The following is a 16,018-nucleotide window of genomic DNA, read 5'->3' as shown; positions in this document are numbered from 1 at the left end:
CATGCTCGACGGACGCCCGCTGATCGACGCGCACGTGCACGCCGCCCGGCTGCCCACGCTCCGCCCGGCCTGGCGGAGCTGGGCCGAGGAGTTCGGTTCGTCCCACCCCTGGCAGGACCTCTACGACGAGGGCGGCGCGCTCGTGCCCGAGCGGGTCGACGCCTACTTCGAGGACGAGGGCGTCGACGTCGCCCTGCTGCTGTGCGAGTACAGCCCGCGGACCACCGGCACGCAGCCCATCGAGGACCTGCGGCCCCTCCAGGAGCACAACCCGCGGCGCTTCAGGCCGATCGCCAACGTCAACCCGCACCTGCACTATCCGATCGGCGCCGAGGTCGAGCGGCAGCTCGGGTTCGGCGCCGTCGCGCTCAAGCTGCACCCGGTGCACGGCGGGTTCGGCATCGCCGATCCCGAGCTCTACCCCGCCTACGAGGTGTGCCGCGACGCCGGCGTCCCGGTCGTCGTGCACTGCGGGACGAGCTCGTTCCCCGGCTCGGCCAACCGGTACGCCGACCCCACCGCGGTCGACGACGTGCTGCGGCTGTTCCCGGGTCTGACGTTCGTCCTCGCCCACGGCGGGCGCGGATGGTGGTACGACGCCGCCGCGTTCCTGGCGCTCTCCCGCGAAAGGGTGTGGATCGAGCTGTCCGGGCTGCCGCCCCGCCGGCTCCCCGAGTACTACGCCCGGCACGACCTGCGGCGCCTGGCCCGCAAGTTCGTCTTCGGCACCGACTGGCCCGGCGTGCCCGGCATCGCCCGCAACGCCCGTGCCATCGCCGCCCTCGGCCTGGACGAGGAGACCCTCGCGCTCGTCCTGGCCGGCAACGCCCTCCAGGTCTACAAGGGCCTGACCGTCCCGCCGTCCACCCGAAAGGACCATCGCATGCCCGACGCGGGCCCCTTCACCGACGACGTCGTGCGGCAGATCACGCGGCACATGAACGAGGACCACGCCGCCGACTGCCTGACGATCTGCCGCGCGCTCGGCGGGCGCCCCGGCGCGACCGCGGCCCGGATGACGGGCCTGGACGCCGAGGGCATCGAGTTCGCCGTCGCCGACGGCGGCGTCGAGCACCCGGTCCGGATCCCATTCGGCGAGCGGCTCACCGAGCGCCCGCAGGTGCGCCGCGAGGTCGTCCGCATGACCGAGCGCGCCCGCGCCGCGCTCGCCGGCGGGCTGGACGTTCCCGACGGGCCGTAGGTAAGGTAGCCGACATGGCGTCGGAAAAAGAGCCGTTCTCCGCGCGGTTGCGCGCCGCGACCTGGAGCGACCACGGCGACAACGAGACCTCGGACTACATGAGCGCGCTCGTCGAGGGCCGGCTCGCGCGGGACGAGTACGCCGTGCTGGTGGCGCAGCTCCATCCGGTCTACGACCTGCTGGAGCGGGCGGCCGACCGGATGGCCTCCGACCCCGTCGCCGGCGCCTTCGACCTTCCCGGCCTGCGCCGCCGCGAGGCGCTGGAGGCCGACCTGGCCTACTTCTACGGGCCCGGCTGGCGCTCGCGCGTCGAGCCGAACGCCTCGACGGCGCGTTACTGCGACCGGCTGCGCGAGGTGTGCTTCGACTGGCCGGGCGGGTTCGTGGCCCACCACTACACGCGCTACCTGGGTGATCTGTCCGGCGGCCAGTACATCGGGCTCCAGGTCCGCAAGACGCTGGAGCTGTCCGCCGGGGACGACGGCGTCCGCTTCTACCGCTTCCCCGGCAAGCCCAAGGCCTACAAGGACCGCTACCGCCGGATGCTGGACGCCGCCCCGTGGGACGCCGCCGAGCAGGCCCGCGTCATCGCCGAGGTCAAGGCCGCCTACCGGCTCAACGCCGCCCTCACCGCGGAACTGGACGAGCACCTGCGCCGCGACGCCGCGTGACCGGCCGCTGACCGGCGCGAACGCCCAAAAAGGTCGCAATTCGAATATCGGTCGGCCGAAAAGGGTGCGCGGTTTCGGGGGCGGGCTGGAGGAGATCCGGTAGGCAGCCGAGGGGCCCGCTGTGGGCCCCCGACCCCCACGGAGGCCGACATGCTCGCGATCGTCGCCGCGATCGTCTTCGCACTTGCCCTGCTGTTCGACCTGGCCGACATCTCCTCGGACGCCATCAACAACAGCACCCTGACCGTCCTCGGCCTGCTGCTGATCGCCCTGCACCTCGGCGGCGTCGGCACCGGCGCCTCCACGAACTGGCGGCCGCGCCGCCGCGGCCGCCGGTGACCGCCCGCCCCGCCCGCCGGCCGCGGTGGGCGGGGCTCACGACGCACGGGAGAAGCGGACCCGGCGCCGCGCCGGGTCCGCCTCCTCCAGCCGAACCCTGACCTGCTCGCCGAGCGGCAGATCCTCCCCCTCACAGCGACCGAACACCGGCGGCGCCACCAGTTGGACGCGCCCGCCGGTGCGGTCGCCGTTCACGTCCACCACCACCGCGTCGAACACGTCCCCGACGTGGTCGCGCAGGAGCAGCGCCTCGACCAGGTCGACGCACGCGTGGTCGATGTCCGCGCCGCGGCGCAGCGCCCGCTGCATCGCCTCGGGCAGGCGGGGCAGCGCCTCCCGCGCCCATCCCGGGACGGGGCGGTCCGCCGCCAGCGCCAGGCACACCTCCGTGGCGTACCGGTCGGCCAGCCGCCGGATCGGCGCGGTGACGTGCGCGTACGGGGCGGCGACGGCGGCGTGCGCGGCCTGCTCCGGCGGCGCCCCGTCGAAGGCGGTGTAGCCGGCGCCGCGCATCAGCCCCGCCGCGTCGTGCAGGAACGCCGCGTGCCGGGGGAGCGCCGGGTCCAGGGCGCGGACGATGTCCCCGTAGGGGGCGTCACCGGGCCAGGAGACCTTGAGCGCCCGGGCCGCCAGCCGCAGCCGTTCGACCGCCTCGGCGGGCGCGGGCGCCATGGTGCGCAGCAGCCCGACGCCGCCGTCCAGCATCAGCCGGGCCGCGGCCCGCCCGGTCAGCAGCGAGATCTGCGCGTTCCACGCCTCGGTCACCAGGTCGCCGCGCAGTTTCAGCGCCCAGCCGCCGCCCGCGTGCACGACCTCCTGCTCGGGCAGCGGCAGGCTCACACCGCCCCGCGCGGCCTCCGCCGCGATCAGCCGCTCGCCGATCTCGCCGAGCAGCGCGATCCGCGGGTCGCCGTCGCCGCGGCGGGCGGTGGCGTAGTCGAGCCGGTCGCGGCTGCGCACGAGGGCGCGCCGCACGTCCACGCCGGTGATCCGCCCGGCGTCGTCGATGTCGATCGTCCACGCCACGGCGGGGCGCTCCCGGCCGGGCAGCAGGCTCGCGCTCCCCTCCGACAGGGGGCGCGGATGCAGCGGCGCGTTCGCGTCCGGCAGGTAGAGCGTCACGCCGCGGGAGCGAGCCTCGGCGTCGAGCGCGCCGCCCGGCCGGACGAACCCGGCCACGTCGGCGATCGCGTACCGCACCCGGTGCCCGGACCCGCGCCGCTCCAGGTGCATCGCCTGGTCGAGGTCGAGTGAGCCGGGCGGGTCCAGGGTGAAGAACGGGACGTCGCGCAGGTCCACACGGCCGTTGGAGGGCGGCGCGGACGCGGCGGCCTCGGCGAGGGCGGCGGGCGGGAACGCGCCGGGCACCGAGAACTCGGCGCGGATCCGGTCGAGCCCCGCGCGGACCTCGGCGTCGGCCTCGGCGGTATGCAGTCGCAGCGGTCGGCGCGGCACACCACCGAGCGTACGGGACGAAACCGGCGATCCTGCTGTGAATCTACAATGTAAAGGCGCCGGGTTCGGCACCCGGGACGGGGCCCGCCGACCGGGCCGGCCTCACTCGTCCAGGAAGTCCGCGAACGCGCGCAGCCCCGGCGGGTCCTCCACGGTGATCTTGCGCCAGCCGGTGCTGACCAGCCCCTCGCGCCGCAGCGTGGACAGCGCCCGCGCGACGGTCTCCCGTGAGGCGTCCATCCAGCTGCCGAGCTCCTCCTGGGACAGCGGCGGCCCGATCGCGATCGCCCCGCCGGCGGCGGGCGGGGCGTGCCGGGCCGACAGGTCGGCCAGGCCCGCCAGCAGGATCGCCAGCCGCCGGGCGCCCTGCGCCGACACGTGGGCCCGCAGCCTGCGGTCGGCGTCGTCCAGCCGCCGCACGAACGTGCCGCTGACCAGCCGCCACACGCGCGGGTGGGCGTCCAGGAAGGCGGTGAACCGGGCCGCCGGGACGATCAGCGCCCGGACGTGGTCGAGCGCCTGCACGGTCGCCGACCGCTCGCGGCCGCCGAGCACCGCGCTCTCGCAGACCAGGTCGCCGGGCCCGCGCACGGCGAGCACGACCGCCCGGCCGTCCTCGCCTGCGCAGGTGACCTTCGCCCAGCCCGACTCGATGACGATGATGTGGTCGGAATCGTCGCCCTGGTAGCACAGGGGCGTCCTCGGCTGGTAGCTCCGGGCCCGCCCGGCGGCCCGGAGCGCCGCGCGCTCCGATCCGTCCAGCGCGGCCCAGAATCCGCCGCCGGGGCCCGCGGCGAGGCCGCCGCGGGGTCTGGTCCGCTCGCTCACGGCACGTCCGTCTCCGGTCCGGGGCTCGGATGAACCGGTACCCACGGCAATCGGGGGGAGTGGGGCGTTGAGGCCCGAGTGCCGCGGGTACCGGTCGCCTGCATGTGCCTATGAGAACCCCTCACCGCTCCGCATGCTGCACGCCGGGGACCGCGCTGTCTGTGTCATCTGACACTCTCGGCGCAAATTGCAGTGAAATCGGCGGTCAGCGGGGGAGCGCGTTCAGGAGGCGGTTGACCGGGCCGGACAGGTTCCACGTGTCGGCGAGCCGGACGAGGGCCTCGGCGTCCCGCGGCTCGGCGGGCAGCCGGTCCTCCAGGCCCGACAGCTCGGGGGCGTCGATGTCGGTGACGACCCGCACCACCGTCTCGGCGGCGGCCAGGTACTCGCGGGCCGCCTCCATCCGGCGGCGCGCGCCCGCCGGGAACCCCTCGTCGGTGCCGGCGTCCAGGGCCGCGAGGATTCCCTCGACCGATCCGAACCGGGTGACGAGCGCGGCGGCGGTCTTGTCGCCGACCCCGGGCACGCCGGGCAGCCCGTCGCTCGGGTCGCCGCGCAGCGTGGCGTAGTCGCCGTAGCCCCGGCCAGGGATGCCGTACTTGGCCGCGACCTCCTTCTCGCCCATCACCTGCAGGTTCCGGATCCCCCGCGCGGTGTACAGGACGCAGACGGGACCGCCGTCGTCGACGAGCTGGAACAGGTCGCGGTCCCCGGTCACGATGTCGACCGGCCCGTCGGCGGCGCCGCGAACGGCGAGCGTCCCGATGACGTCGTCGGCCTCGTAGCCGGGGACGCCCGCGCGCGCCAGCCCGAAGGCGTCCAGCACCTGCTCGATGACCGGGAGCTGGGCCTCCAGCGCGTCGGGCGTCTGGTCGCCGCCGTCCTCGGCCACCCGGTGCGCCTTGTAGGAGGGCAGCGCCTCCACCCGGAACGCCGGCCGCCAGTCGGCGTCCATGCAGCACACGATCCGCTCCGGCCGCCGGTCCTGGACGAGCCGGGCGATCATGTCGACGAGCCCGCGCACCGCGTTCACCGGCGTCCCGTCGGGGGCCGTCACCGATTCGGGCACCCCGAAGAAGGCGCGGAAGTACAACGACGGCGTGTCCAGCAGCATCAGCCCGCTCATGGGGCACATGCTGCCACGCGGGCCGGGTCGGCGGCGCCCGGACGCTCCTGGGATCCTGGTACCGGCCACTGAGAGGATCGAGGATATGGAGACGGATGTGACAACGGAGTTGTATCCGCGTGAGCGTGTCGGACTGGTGCGCGAGGCGACGGCGAAGGCGGGCCTCGGGGCGGTGCTGCTGACGCCCGGCCCCGACCTGCGGTATGTCACCGGGTACGACGCCAAGCAGCTGGAGCGGCTCACCTGCCTGGTGGTCCCGGCCGGCGGCGAGCCGTTCCTGGTCGTCCCCAGGCTGGAGCTGCCCGCCGCGCAGGAGTCGCCGGCGGGGTCCCTCGGCGTCGAGCTGGTGCCGTGGGACGAGACCGACGACCCGTACGCGCTGGTGGCTCGCCGCCTCCCGCGGGACGTGGGGAGCGTCGGCGTCGCCGACCGGATGTGGGCGGTGATGGCGCTGCGGTTCCGCGGCGCGATGCCCGGCGCCGAACAGGTCGCGGCCGGGGGCGTGCTGCGGGAGCTGCGGATCCGCAAGAGCGCCGCGGAGGTGGCGGCGCTGCGCGAGGCGGGGGAGGCGATCGACCGGGTGCACCGCCGGGTCCCGGGCCTGCTGAAGGCCGGGCGCACCGAGCGCGAGGTCGGCCGCGACATCGCCGACGCGATCATCGCCGAGGGGCACGCGCAGGTCGACTTCGTCATCGTCGGCTCCGGCCCGAACGGCGCCAACCCGCACGCCGAGCTGTCGGACCGGGTCATCCGTCCCGGCGAGCCCGTGGTGGTCGACATCGGCGGGACGATGCCGAGCGGCTACTGCTCGGACTCGACCCGCAACTACTGCGTGGGCGAGCCGCCCGCCGACTACCGCGCGTACTTCGCGGTGCTGGAGGAGGCGCAGCGGGCGTCCTGCGCGGCCGTGCGGCCGGGCGTGACGCCGGAGGCGGTGGACGCGGCGGGCCGCGACATCATCGCCGCCGCCGGGCACGGCGAGCACTTCTTCCACCGCACCGGCCACGGCATCGGGCTGGAGTCGCACGAGGACCCCTACATCGTCGCCGGCAACCGCGAGCCGCTGGAGCCCGGGATGGCGTTCTCGATCGAGCCCGGCATCTACCCCGGCCCGCACGGCGCCCGCATCGAGGACATCGTCGTGTGCACCGAGGACGGCCACACGCCGATGAACGTCACCGAGCGCGGGCTGGTGATCGTGGACTGACGCAGGTCCGCAGCGCCGGGTCCGCCCGGTCGCACGTGGGCATGGACGGTTCGCGTCCATGCCCACGTGCTGTTTTCGGGCAGCGCAAATTGAGACGGAAACGGCTCGGTAACGATCTCTGTATCAAATGGGTCAGACCGTGCCCCCGCCGGTTGCGATCGGGGTGTCCGGGCCTGTACCTCCTTGTTGCACTGTTACGCGGGAGTAAGTCATGTTCTTCCGCATCGACGTGCCGTGACGAAGAGGAGACGCCGTGGCAGAGGTCGACCTGACCAGCGTCGGGAAGGTCTATCCCGACGGCACGCGGGCCGTGACCGACCTGAACCTCCACATCGCCGACGGGGAGTTCCTCGTCCTGGTGGGCCCGTCTGGCTGCGGCAAGACCACCGCGCTGCGGATGGTCGCCGGGCTGGAGGACATCTCCGAGGGCGAGGTCACGATCGGCGGGCGGGTCGTCAACCGGGTGCCGTCCCGGGACCGCGACGTCGCGATGGTGTTCCAGAGCTACGCCCTCTACCCGCACCTGTCGGTGCGCGACAACATCGGCTTCGGGCTGTCGCTGCGCAAGCTGCCGAAGGCCGAGATCCGCGAGAAGGTCGACAAGGCCGCGCGGACCCTGGGCCTGACCGACTACCTGGACAAGAAGCCCCGCAACCTGTCGGGCGGGCAGCGGCAGCGCGTCGCCATGGGCCGCGCGATCGTCCGGGAGCCGCAGGCGTTCCTGATGGACGAGCCGCTGTCCAACCTCGACGCCAAGCTGCGCGTGCAGATGCGCGCCGAGATCGCCCGCCTCCAGCGGGACCTCGGCGTCACCACCGTCTATGTCACCCACGACCAGACCGAGGCGATGACGCTCGGCGACCGGGTCGCGGTGATGAAGAAGGGGCGGCTGCAGCAGGTCGCGGCGCCGCAGGAGCTCTACGACCGGCCGGCGAACCTGTTCGTCGCCGGATTCATCGGCTCACCGGCCATGAACCTGATCCAGGGCACGCTGTCCGGCGACGCGGAGAACCCGCGCCTGGAGATCGGCGGCCAGACCCTGACGCTCCCGGCCGAGGTGCTGACCGCGCGCCCGGCCCTCGCGTCCCACCTCGGCGGCGACGTCGTCGTCGGCATCCGCCCCGAGGACATGGAGGACTCCGAGCTCGTGGAGGCGCCCGAGGGGGCCGGGCTGGCCTCCACCGCCGACCTCGTGGAGGCGATGGGCTCGGACGTGCTGGTGCACTTCGCGATCGAGGCGTCCCAGGTCGTCACCGAGGACACCAAGGAGCTCGCGCGCGACGCGGGGACCGACGTGCTGGGGAACCTGGAGAGCCCCCGCACGGACCTGGTCGCGCGGTTCAGCCCGCGCACCCGCGTGAAGGTGGGCGACCCGGTGACGATCCGCGTCGACACCGGCCGCCTGCACTTCTTCGATATCGAGTCCGGCGCGTCGATCTGGGGAACAGGCGACGCCGCTCCGGCCAGGGAGGATGAAGAATGAGGGTCAGCTTTGCCGGTGGGGGGACCTCCCCCCGCACCCCCCGACACCGCTCCGCCGGCTTCGGCAGGCGCGCGACGGGAGCCGCCGTGGCGGCGGGACTGCTCCTGTCCGCGGCGGCCGCGTGCGGCGGCGACGACAAGGACGGGGACGGGTCGTCGCCCTCCGGCGGGGGTGAGCTGAAGGGCACCACCATCGAGGTCGCGGCCAAGTGGACCGGCCCGGAGGAGACGAACTTCCGCAAGGTCCTGCAGGCGTTCGAGAAGAAGACCGGGGCGAAGGTCAACTACGCCTCCACCGGTGAGAACACCGACGCCTACCTCGGCCCGCGCATCGAGGCCAAGAACCCGCCGGACGTGGCGATCCTGCCGCAGCCGGGCCTGATGCAGCAGTACGCCGGCAAGGGGGCGCTCAAGCCCCTGGGCGACGACGTGGTCTCGCAGGTCGGCCAGAACTTCGCGCCGTACTGGAAGGAGCTCGGCTCCTCCGACGGCAAGACCTACGGCGTGATCGTCAAGGCCGCCTACAAGTCGATCCTGTGGTACCGGCCGCAGGCGCTCGACGAGGCCGGCGTCCAGCCGCCGGCGGCGTGGGCCGACCTGACCAAGGCGGCGGGCACGCTGCAGGACGCGGGCACCACCCCGTTCACCCTCGCCGCGGGGCCGCAGGACTCCTGGACACTGACCGACTGGTTCGAGAACGTCTACCTGTCGCAGGCGGGGCCGGACAACTACGACAAGCTCGCCAAGCACGAGATCAAGTGGACCGACCCGAGCGTGGGCAAGGCGCTGCAGACGCTCGCCGAGATCTGGGGCAAGCCCGACTACCTGAACGGCGGCGTCGCGACCGCGACCAAGACCAAGTTCGACGAGTCGGTCACGCAGGTGTTCGGCCAGCAGAAGGCCGCCATGGTCTACGGCGGAGACTTCGCCGCCGCCAACATCGGCACCACCAAGGCCAAGGTCGGCACGGACGCCAAGGTGTTCGCGTTCCCGAAGGCCGGCGACACCGCCCCGGCGATCCTCGGCGGCGACGTCGCGGTCGCGCTCAAGGACGGCAAGGGCGCGCAGGAGCTGATGAAGTACCTCGCCTCGCCCGAGGCGGGCACGGTGTGGGCCGGGCTCGGCGGCTACCTGACGCCGAACAAGAACGTCAAGCCCGACGCCTACTCCGACCCGATCGCCAAGCAGCTGATCACCCAGCTCCAGCAGGCCGGCGACGCCGCCCGCTACGACATGTCCGACCTGGCGCCCGCCGCGTTCGGCGCCACGCCCGGCAAGGGGGAGTGGGAGGCGCTGCGCCAGTTCGTGCAGAACCCGACCGACGTCAAGGGCACGCAGGCCAAGCTGGAGGCCGAGGCGGCCAAGGCGTACAAGTAGGGCCTAGGTAGGGAAACCCTCGATGAAGGCTCCGAATGAGGAGGTGCCGCCGGCCGCGACGGCCGGCGGCGCCGCCGCCATCGACGCCACGCCCGGCCGTCCGGGCGCCCGCGGCGCGCGCGAGCGGCTGACCCCGCCGTCGTGGCTGGCACTGATGTTCCTGCTGCCGGCGCTGCTGCTGCTCGGCTTCCTCGTCGTGTACCCGATCGTCTACTCGGTGATCCGCAGCTTCTTCGACGCCTCGGGCGGCTCGTTCGTCGGCGTCGACAACTACACCGGCGTCTTCAAGGGGCACGACAACCTCGTGGCGGTGCGCAACACCGCCATCTGGGTCGTCGTGGCGCCGACGGTGGTGACCGTCATCGGCCTGGTGTTCGCCGTGCTCACCGAGCGGATCCGGTGGGCGACGGTGTTCAAGCTCGTGGTGTTCATGCCCATGGCGATCTCGTTCCTCGCCTCCGGCGTGATCTTCCGGCTGGTGTACCAGCAGGACCCGGACAAGGGCGTGGCGAACGCGGCCATGGTCGCGGTCCACGACATGTTCCGGCGGGACACCAGCTATCCGGGCGCCGGGCCCCGCAACGGCGGGAGCGCGCCGGTCCGCCAGGACGCCGGCGCCGTGGTCTCGGTGCGGCCGTACTCGGCTGGGCAGAGCGCGCTCGTCCCGCTGCTGAAGATCAAGCCGGAGTACCTGCCGAAGGGCGCCGAGCCCGCCGCGCCGCCCCCGGCCGCCGCGCCGGGCCAGCTGACCGGCACGGTCTGGTTCGACTTCACCCGGGGCGGCGGCGGGCAGCAGAACGCCCCGAACTCGGGTGAATCCGGCCTGCCGGGCATCAGGGTGGAGGCGGTCCAGGGCGGCAAGGTCGTCGCCAAGGCCACCACGGAGGCCGACGGAACCTTCACCATGAGGAAGGTGCCCGCCGGGACGTACACGATCCGGCTGCCCAAGGACAACTTCACCACGGCCTACCAGGGCGCCGAATGGCTCGGCGACACGCTCATCACCCCGGCGATCATCGGGTCGTACCTGTGGGTGTGGTCGGGCTTCGCGATGGTGCTCATCGCCGCGGGGCTCGCCGCCATCCCGCGCGACGCCCTGGAGGCGGCGCGGGTGGACGGCGCCACCGAGTGGCAGGTGTTCCGGCGGGTGACGATCCCGCTGCTCGCGCCCGTCCTGATGGTGGTCCTGGTGACGCTGGTCATCAACGTCCTGAAGGTCTTCGACCTCGTCTACATCATCGGCGGCGGCGATCCGAACGCCAGCGTGCTGGCGCTGCAGATGTGGACCGAGTCGTTCGGCGGCGGCAACGACCAGGGCTCCGGCAGCGCCATCGCCGTGCTGCTGTTCGTGCTCGTGCTGCCCGCCATGCTGTTCAACATCCGGCGACTGCGGCAGGAGCGCAAATGAGCACCGCGGAGAAGGCCGCGCAGGCGCCCTCCGGGGCGGAGGGCGGTGCGGCGGGGGCGCCGCGCCGCGGCCTGGCCGCGCGGGCCGTCGGCCGGGCCGGCGGCGGTGCCGCGCAGGCGCTGCTGGTCCTGATCGCGCTGTTCTGGCTGGTGCCGACCCTCGGCCTGCTGGTCGCCTCGCTGCGCTCGAACGAGGACAACAACGCCGACGGCTGGTGGAACGTGTTCGCCAAGCCGGCGCAGCTGACCACCGAGTCCTACAGCGCGCTGCTGGACAAGGGCGACTTCGTCGACTCGTTCTGGAACACGGTGCTGATCACCGTCCCGGCGACGTTGCTGGTGGTCGCGATCGCCTCGCTGGCCGCCTACGCGTTCGCCTGGATGGAGTTCCCCGGCCGGGACTGGCTCTTCCTCGGCGTCGTGGCGCTGCTGGTGGTCCCGGTCCAGGTCGCGCTGATCCCGGTCGCCAAGCTGTACGGCCACATCGAGTTCGGCGGCTTCCACATGTTCGGCTCGGTCACCGGCGTGGTGCTGTTCCACGTCGCCTTCGGGCTGCCGTTCGCCGTCTTCCTGCTCCGCAACTTCTTCGCGGCGATCCCCCGGGACCTGCTGGAGGCGGCGCGGATGGACGGCGGCTCGGAGTGGACGATCTTCCGCCGGGTGATCTTCCCGCTGGGCGGCCCGGCGATCGCCTCGCTCGGCATCTTCCAGTTCCTGTGGGTGTGGAACGACCTGCTGGTCGCGCTGGTGTTCGCCGACACCGGGTCGCAGCCGATGACCAAGTGGCTGCAGTCGCAGATGCGGCAGTTCACCGGCAACATCGACATCCTCGCGCCCGGCGCGTTCCTGTCGCTGGTCGTACCGCTGGTGGTGTTCTTCGCCTTCCAGCGCTACTTCGTCCAGGGGGTCCTCGCCGGCTCGGTGAAGTGACGGTGCTCGAACGGGGCGGTGCCCACGGCCTTGCTCAGGCCGTGGGCACCGCCCCGTTCCAGCGGACCGGTCCTTGCGGGGGACGAATCCTCACGCCCCTGGTCCGCTGCCCTCAGCTCAGCCGGACTTGCGCAGGTCCGCGGCGCCGTGCCGTTCGGCGGCGTCGGAGTGCCCGATGGCCAGGCCGCTGGACGGGTCGAAGAAGTGCAGGCGGCGCGTGTCGACGGCGAGGTCCACGTCCTGCCCCGGGCGCACGTGCGACCGGGAGTTGACGCGGGCCGTCCACAGCGCCTTGTTGTCGATCAGCGGGATCGTCATGTCGGCCTCGCCCTCCGCGGCGTCCTCGGCCAGGTCCGCGGTGTCCTTGTGCTCGACCGGCGGCGCGTCGATCGTGAAGATCACGTTGATCTCGCTGCCGAGTTCCTCGGTGACGCTGCTGCGCACCGCCATCGGCGCCCAGCCGGGCTGGGCGTGCGCGGAGTCCTCGAAGTCCGACGGGCGGATGCCGAGGATGATCTTCTGGCCGAGGTAGTCGCTCAGACCCGGCTTGCCGTCCACGACCGAGGCCGGGACCGGAAGCGTGTAGCCGGCGAAGGAGACCTGTGCCCCGCCGTCGCCGGTGTCGAGGTCGGCGAGCACGAAGTTCATCGCCGGCGAGCCGATGAACCCGGCCACGAACAGGTTGACGGGGTTGTCGAACAGCCGCTGCGGGGTGTCGACCTGCTGCAGCTTGCCCTCGCGCAGCACGCACACCCGCGACCCCAGGGTCATCGCCTCGACCTGGTCGTGGGTGACGTACACGGTGGTGACGCCGAGCCGCTCGTGCAGCTGGCTGAGGGAGGCGCGCATGGACACGCGGAGCTTGGCGTCGAGGTTGGACAGCGGCTCGTCCATCAGGAACGCCTGCGGCTGGCGCACGATCGCGCGGCCCATCGCGACGCGCTGCCGCTGGCCGCCCGACAGCGCGGCCGGCTTGCGGGACAGGTACTGCTCCAGCCCGAGCATCTTGGCGGCGTCGCGGACCTTCTGCTTGATCTCCGCCTTCGGCGTGCCGCGCAGCTTGAGGCCGAACGCGAGGTTCTGCTCGACCGTCATGTGCGGGTAGAGGGCGTAGTTCTGGAACACCATCGCGATGTCGCGGTCCTTCGGCGCGAGGTCGTTGACGACCTGGTCGCCGATGGAGATCTTCCCGCCGGAGATCTCCTCCAGCCCCGCGATCATCCGCAGCGCGGTGGACTTGCCGCAGCCGGACGGCCCGACCAGCACCATGAACTCACCGTCGCGGATCTCCAGGTCGAGCCCGTCGACGGCCTTGACTCCACCGCCGTACACCTTGTCGACCCGGTCCAGCACGATCTTGGCCATCCGTACCCCTTATGGAAACGTTTCCGCTGTTCCCCCGCCGAGCAGGGGATATGTCGTATTGGCTGGAGTAAACATCATGGAATCGTTTCCAGGGGAGACGTCATCGTGAGAAGATGATCGAAACGGGCGGAAAGGGGCGGCGCGCGGATGGCGGAACGGCGGTCGGCGACGATCAAGGACGTGGCCGCGGCGGCGGGCGTCGGCATCGCCACGGTGTCGCGGGTGTTCTCCGGGACGGGCTCGGCCAGCGCCGCGACCCGCGAGCGGGTGCTGGCCGCGGCCCGCGAGCTGGACTACCGGCCGAGCGCCCTCGGGCGGGGCCTGAAGCTGCGCCGCAGCGGCGGCATCGGCCTCGTCGTCCCCGACGTCACCGACCCGTTCTGCGCCGAGGTGGTCGCGGGTGTGCTGGCCTGCGCCCGGACCCTCGGCGAGCACGTCATCGTGGACGCCGCGCACGGCGATCCCTCCCGCGAGGCCGAGATCGTCGACCGGCTCGTCGAGCAGCGGGTCGACGGGATCATCGCGCTGCCCGCCGGGGACGAGGCCGACTGGCGCGCCGCGGCCCGGATCTGCTCCAGCGTCGTGTTCGCCGACCGCGTCCTGCCCGGGCTGCCCGACATCCCGTCCGTCCTGGCCGACGACGCGGGCGGCGTGCGGTCCCTCGCCGAGTACCTCGCGGGGCTCGGTCACCGCCGCATCGGGTTCCTCGGCGGCGTGCCGGGCCGCCCCGCGGGCGTGCGCGAGCGCGCGTTCCGCGACACCCTGGCGCAGCTGGGCGTGCCCGTGGAGGAGGACCTGGTCGTGGCCGCCCGCCCCGCCCGCGACGCCGCCTACGCAGCCGCCGCCGGGCTGCTGCAGCGGCGCGCGGACGTCACCGCCGTCCTGGCCGCGGGCCACCTGCTCGGCGAGGCCGCCGTCCTGGTCGCCCGCGAGCTGGACCTGCGCGTGCCGGCGGACGTGTCCATCGCGATGGTGGACGACGTCGCCTGGGCGGAGCTGTGCGACCCGCCGCTCACCGCCGTGGCCAGGCCCGGCCACGACATCGGCTACCGCGCCTGCGAGCTGCTGCTGCGCGAGCCCGCCCGGCGCGGCAGGGGAGGGCCCGTCCTGCTGCCGACGGAGCTGGTGGTGCGCGGCAGCTGCGGTCCGCTGCGCTCCGCGCGCCGATAACGCCGCCGCCGGGTCCGGAGCGGCGACCGGCCTCCGCGGGAAGGCCGATCCGTGATCGAAGGGGGGCCCATGCACCGGCCTCGGCGCGCTAGATTTCCCGCGTGGAGGAGATCGATCGTCAGATCATGGCCCTGCTCGCCGACGACGGGCGGATGAGTTTCACCGACCTGGCCAAGGAGACGGGGCTGTCGGTGTCGGCGGTGCACCAGCGCGTCCGGCGGCTGCAGAAGCGCGGCGTCATCAAGGGCTTCGCCGCCCAGCTGGACAACGGGCAGATCGGCCTGCCGCTGACCGCCTTCGTGTCGATCAAGCCGATCGACCCGGCCGCCCCCGACGACGCTCCCGACCGGCTGGCCCACCTGCAGGCGATCGAGGCGTGCCACTCGGTGGCGGGGGAGGAGAGCTACATCCTCAAGGTCCGGGTCGCCTCCCCGAACGAGCTGGAGGACCTGCTGCAGAAGATCCGCGCCGCCGCGAACGTCGCGACCCGCACCACGGTCGTGCTCAGCACGCCCTGGGAGGCGCGGCGGCCGCCCCTGTAGTCAGGTCCCGGGCGCGAACGCCTCCAGCGCCTCCAGGGCGCGGTCCAGCGACGCCTCCGGATCGGCGTCCGGCCCGGTGATCTCGGGGTCGAAGTTCAGGTCGACGAACAGCTCGGTGACGCCCTGCCGCGCCAGCGCCCCGAAGTCGCCGCGGATCTCCTCGAAGGCGCCGGTGAGCGGGCGCCGCTCCTCCCGCCCCGCGGGGCGGACCCGGACCGCGCCCCGGCACACGAACCGCAGCGCGGACGCGTCCCGCCCGGCCTCCTCGGCCGCCGCCCGCACCACCTCGACGGAGCGGCCGATCGCGGCGAGGTCGGCGCGGCTGGAGCTGACCCAGCCCTCGGCCAGCCGCCCGGCGCGCCGCAGTGCGGGGTCGGCCCCGCCGCCCAGCAGGATCGGGGGCCCGGACGGCTGGAGCGGGCGCGGGTCCATGGTCACGGGCGGGATGTCGTAGAACTCGCCCTGGAACCGCGCGGCGTCCCCGGGCCCGCCGGCCCACAGGGCGCGCAGGGCGGCGATGAACTCCTCGGCGCGGGCCCCGCGCCGCGCCATCGGGGCGCCGACCGCGGCGAACTCCTCCCGCATCCAGCCGATCCCGAGCCCGAGGTCCAGGCGCCCGCCGCTGACGTGGTCGAGGGTGGCGGCCTGCTTGGCGAGGATCGGCGGCGCGTAGAACGGCAGGTTCACGACCGCGACGCCGAGCCGCGCCCGGGTGGTGTGGGCGGCGAGGTAGGCCAGGGTGATCAGCGGGTCGGGGACGTTGCGGTAGGTGCGGTCCGGAGACCCGGCCGGATTGAGGACCCGCTGCAGCGTCCACAGCGAGCGGTAGCCGAGCTCCTCTGCCCGCCGCGCCACCGTCACCTGGTGGCGCGGGGTCGCCCACGCCCCCGACCCCGGCACCGCGAACCCGATCTCCAT

15 protein-coding genes are annotated in these 16,018 nt (G+C 73.3%); 10 read left to right on the top strand and 5 right to left on the bottom strand.

The genetic code is table 11. The features are described 5' to 3' along the window. Position 1: 1 nt before the first annotated feature. The 3 genes from BJ999_RS22610 to BJ999_RS22595 all read left to right on the top strand — a co-directional run bounded on the left by BJ999_RS22610 (position 2) and on the right by BJ999_RS22595 (position 2,211). Complete coding sequence (locus tag BJ999_RS22610) at positions 2-1,201, top strand: amidohydrolase family protein (RefSeq protein WP_218935178.1); 1,200 nt, start codon at positions 2-4, stop codon at positions 1,199-1,201. Positions 1,202-1,215: 14 nt separating this feature from the next. After that, positions 1,216-1,872, top strand: coding sequence for a biliverdin-producing heme oxygenase (locus tag BJ999_RS22600; RefSeq protein ID WP_179835142.1), 657 nt, complete (start codon positions 1,216-1,218; stop codon positions 1,870-1,872). Positions 1,873-2,022: 150 nt separating this feature from the next. Next, on the top strand, positions 2,023-2,211 hold the full coding sequence (locus tag BJ999_RS22595) for a hypothetical protein (RefSeq protein WP_089313228.1): 189 nt from the start codon (positions 2,023-2,025) through the stop codon (positions 2,209-2,211). A gap of 36 nt (positions 2,212-2,247) precedes the next feature. Here the strand turns inward: BJ999_RS22595 and BJ999_RS22590 are convergent, their stop codons facing one another. From BJ999_RS22590 to BJ999_RS22580, 3 genes are all read right to left on the bottom strand, one after another. Then, a complete protein-coding gene (locus BJ999_RS22590; RefSeq protein ID WP_179835141.1) occupies positions 2,248-3,666 on the bottom strand; it encodes an RNB domain-containing ribonuclease in 1,419 nt (472 codons plus the stop codon). A 102-nt stretch (positions 3,667-3,768) separates the two neighbouring features. Continuing rightward, positions 3,769-4,494, bottom strand: a complete 726-nt coding sequence (locus BJ999_RS22585) for a Crp/Fnr family transcriptional regulator (protein ID WP_179835140.1) — start codon at positions 4,492-4,494, stop codon at positions 3,769-3,771. A gap of 205 nt (positions 4,495-4,699) precedes the next feature. After that, positions 4,700-5,620, bottom strand: a complete 921-nt coding sequence (locus tag BJ999_RS22580) for a 5'-3' exonuclease (protein ID WP_179835139.1) — start codon at positions 5,618-5,620, stop codon at positions 4,700-4,702. An 85-nt stretch (positions 5,621-5,705) separates the two neighbouring features. Between BJ999_RS22580 and BJ999_RS22575 the strand changes: the two genes are divergently transcribed. The 5 genes from BJ999_RS22575 to BJ999_RS22555 all read left to right on the top strand — a co-directional run bounded on the left by BJ999_RS22575 (position 5,706) and on the right by BJ999_RS22555 (position 12,023). After that, on the top strand, positions 5,706-6,827 hold the full coding sequence (locus tag BJ999_RS22575; RefSeq protein WP_179835138.1) for a M24 family metallopeptidase: 1,122 nt from the start codon (positions 5,706-5,708) through the stop codon (positions 6,825-6,827). A 253-nt stretch (positions 6,828-7,080) separates the two neighbouring features. Next, complete coding sequence (locus BJ999_RS22570; RefSeq protein WP_179835137.1) at positions 7,081-8,310, top strand: ABC transporter ATP-binding protein; 1,230 nt, start codon at positions 7,081-7,083, stop codon at positions 8,308-8,310. Positions 8,311-8,396: 86 nt separating this feature from the next. Beyond that, positions 8,397-9,686 carry an ABC transporter substrate-binding protein gene (locus BJ999_RS22565; RefSeq protein ID WP_229810320.1) on the top strand — a complete coding sequence of 430 codons (1,290 nt, stop codon included), beginning with the start codon at positions 8,397-8,399 and terminating at the stop codon, positions 9,684-9,686. 22 nt (positions 9,687-9,708) lie between these two features. Next, positions 9,709-11,094: an ABC transporter permease subunit gene (locus BJ999_RS22560; protein WP_179835135.1), complete on the top strand. Its 1,386-nt coding sequence runs from the start codon at positions 9,709-9,711 to the stop codon at positions 11,092-11,094. Further along, the gene (locus BJ999_RS22555; RefSeq protein ID WP_179835134.1) at positions 11,091-12,023 is read left to right on the top strand and encodes a carbohydrate ABC transporter permease; all 933 of its coding nucleotides are present in this window, start codon (positions 11,091-11,093) and stop codon (positions 12,021-12,023) included. Before BJ999_RS22560 ends, BJ999_RS22555 begins: the two co-directional genes overlap by 4 nt. 117 nt (positions 12,024-12,140) lie before the next feature. Here the strand turns inward: BJ999_RS22555 and BJ999_RS22550 are convergent, their stop codons facing one another. Continuing rightward, positions 12,141-13,388, bottom strand: a complete 1,248-nt coding sequence (locus tag BJ999_RS22550) for an ABC transporter ATP-binding protein (RefSeq protein WP_179835133.1) — start codon at positions 13,386-13,388, stop codon at positions 12,141-12,143. Between the two features lie 147 nt (positions 13,389-13,535). Between BJ999_RS22550 and BJ999_RS22545 the strand changes: the two genes are divergently transcribed. Next, a complete protein-coding gene (locus tag BJ999_RS22545; RefSeq protein WP_179835132.1) occupies positions 13,536-14,558 on the top strand; it encodes a LacI family DNA-binding transcriptional regulator in 1,023 nt (340 codons plus the stop codon). A 101-nt stretch (positions 14,559-14,659) separates the two neighbouring features. After that, the gene (locus tag BJ999_RS22540) at positions 14,660-15,100 is read left to right on the top strand and encodes an Lrp/AsnC family transcriptional regulator (protein ID WP_179835131.1); all 441 of its coding nucleotides are present in this window, start codon (positions 14,660-14,662) and stop codon (positions 15,098-15,100) included. On the opposite strand, the gene BJ999_RS22535 is transcribed toward BJ999_RS22540, so the two are convergent. Then, positions 15,101-16,018 (bottom strand): TIGR03619 family F420-dependent LLM class oxidoreductase, encoded by a 918-nt coding sequence (locus BJ999_RS22535; RefSeq protein WP_179835130.1) that lies wholly within the window; start codon positions 16,016-16,018, stop codon positions 15,101-15,103.

Source organism: Actinomadura citrea, assembly GCF_013409045.1.
GTDB classification, from domain to species: Bacteria; Actinomycetota; Actinomycetes; order Streptosporangiales; family Streptosporangiaceae; genus Spirillospora; species Spirillospora citrea.
This window is presented reverse-complemented; position numbering and strand designations above follow the sequence as displayed.

Coding starts and splice junctions, on each gene's coding strand:
- BJ999_RS22610 (WP_218935178.1), top strand. CDS start 2: ATGCTCGACGGACGCCCGCTGATCGACGCGCACGTGCACGCCGCCCGG.
- BJ999_RS22600 (WP_179835142.1), top strand. CDS start 1,216: ATGGCGTCGGAAAAAGAGCCGTTCTCCGCGCGGTTGCGCGCCGCGACC.
- BJ999_RS22595 (WP_089313228.1), top strand. CDS start 2,023: ATGCTCGCGATCGTCGCCGCGATCGTCTTCGCACTTGCCCTGCTGTTC.
- BJ999_RS22580 (WP_179835139.1), bottom strand. CDS start 5,620: ATGAGCGGGCTGATGCTGCTGGACACGCCGTCGTTGTACTTCCGCGCC.
- BJ999_RS22575 (WP_179835138.1), top strand. CDS start 5,706: ATGGAGACGGATGTGACAACGGAGTTGTATCCGCGTGAGCGTGTCGGA.
- BJ999_RS22560 (WP_179835135.1), top strand. CDS start 9,709: ATGAAGGCTCCGAATGAGGAGGTGCCGCCGGCCGCGACGGCCGGCGGC.
- BJ999_RS22555 (WP_179835134.1), top strand. CDS start 11,091: ATGAGCACCGCGGAGAAGGCCGCGCAGGCGCCCTCCGGGGCGGAGGGC.
- BJ999_RS22550 (WP_179835133.1), bottom strand. CDS start 13,388: ATGGCCAAGATCGTGCTGGACCGGGTCGACAAGGTGTACGGCGGTGGA.
- BJ999_RS22545 (WP_179835132.1), top strand. CDS start 13,536: ATGGCGGAACGGCGGTCGGCGACGATCAAGGACGTGGCCGCGGCGGCG.
- BJ999_RS22535 (WP_179835130.1), bottom strand. CDS start 16,018: ATGGAGATCGGGTTCGCGGTGCCGGGGTCGGGGGCGTGGGCGACCCCG.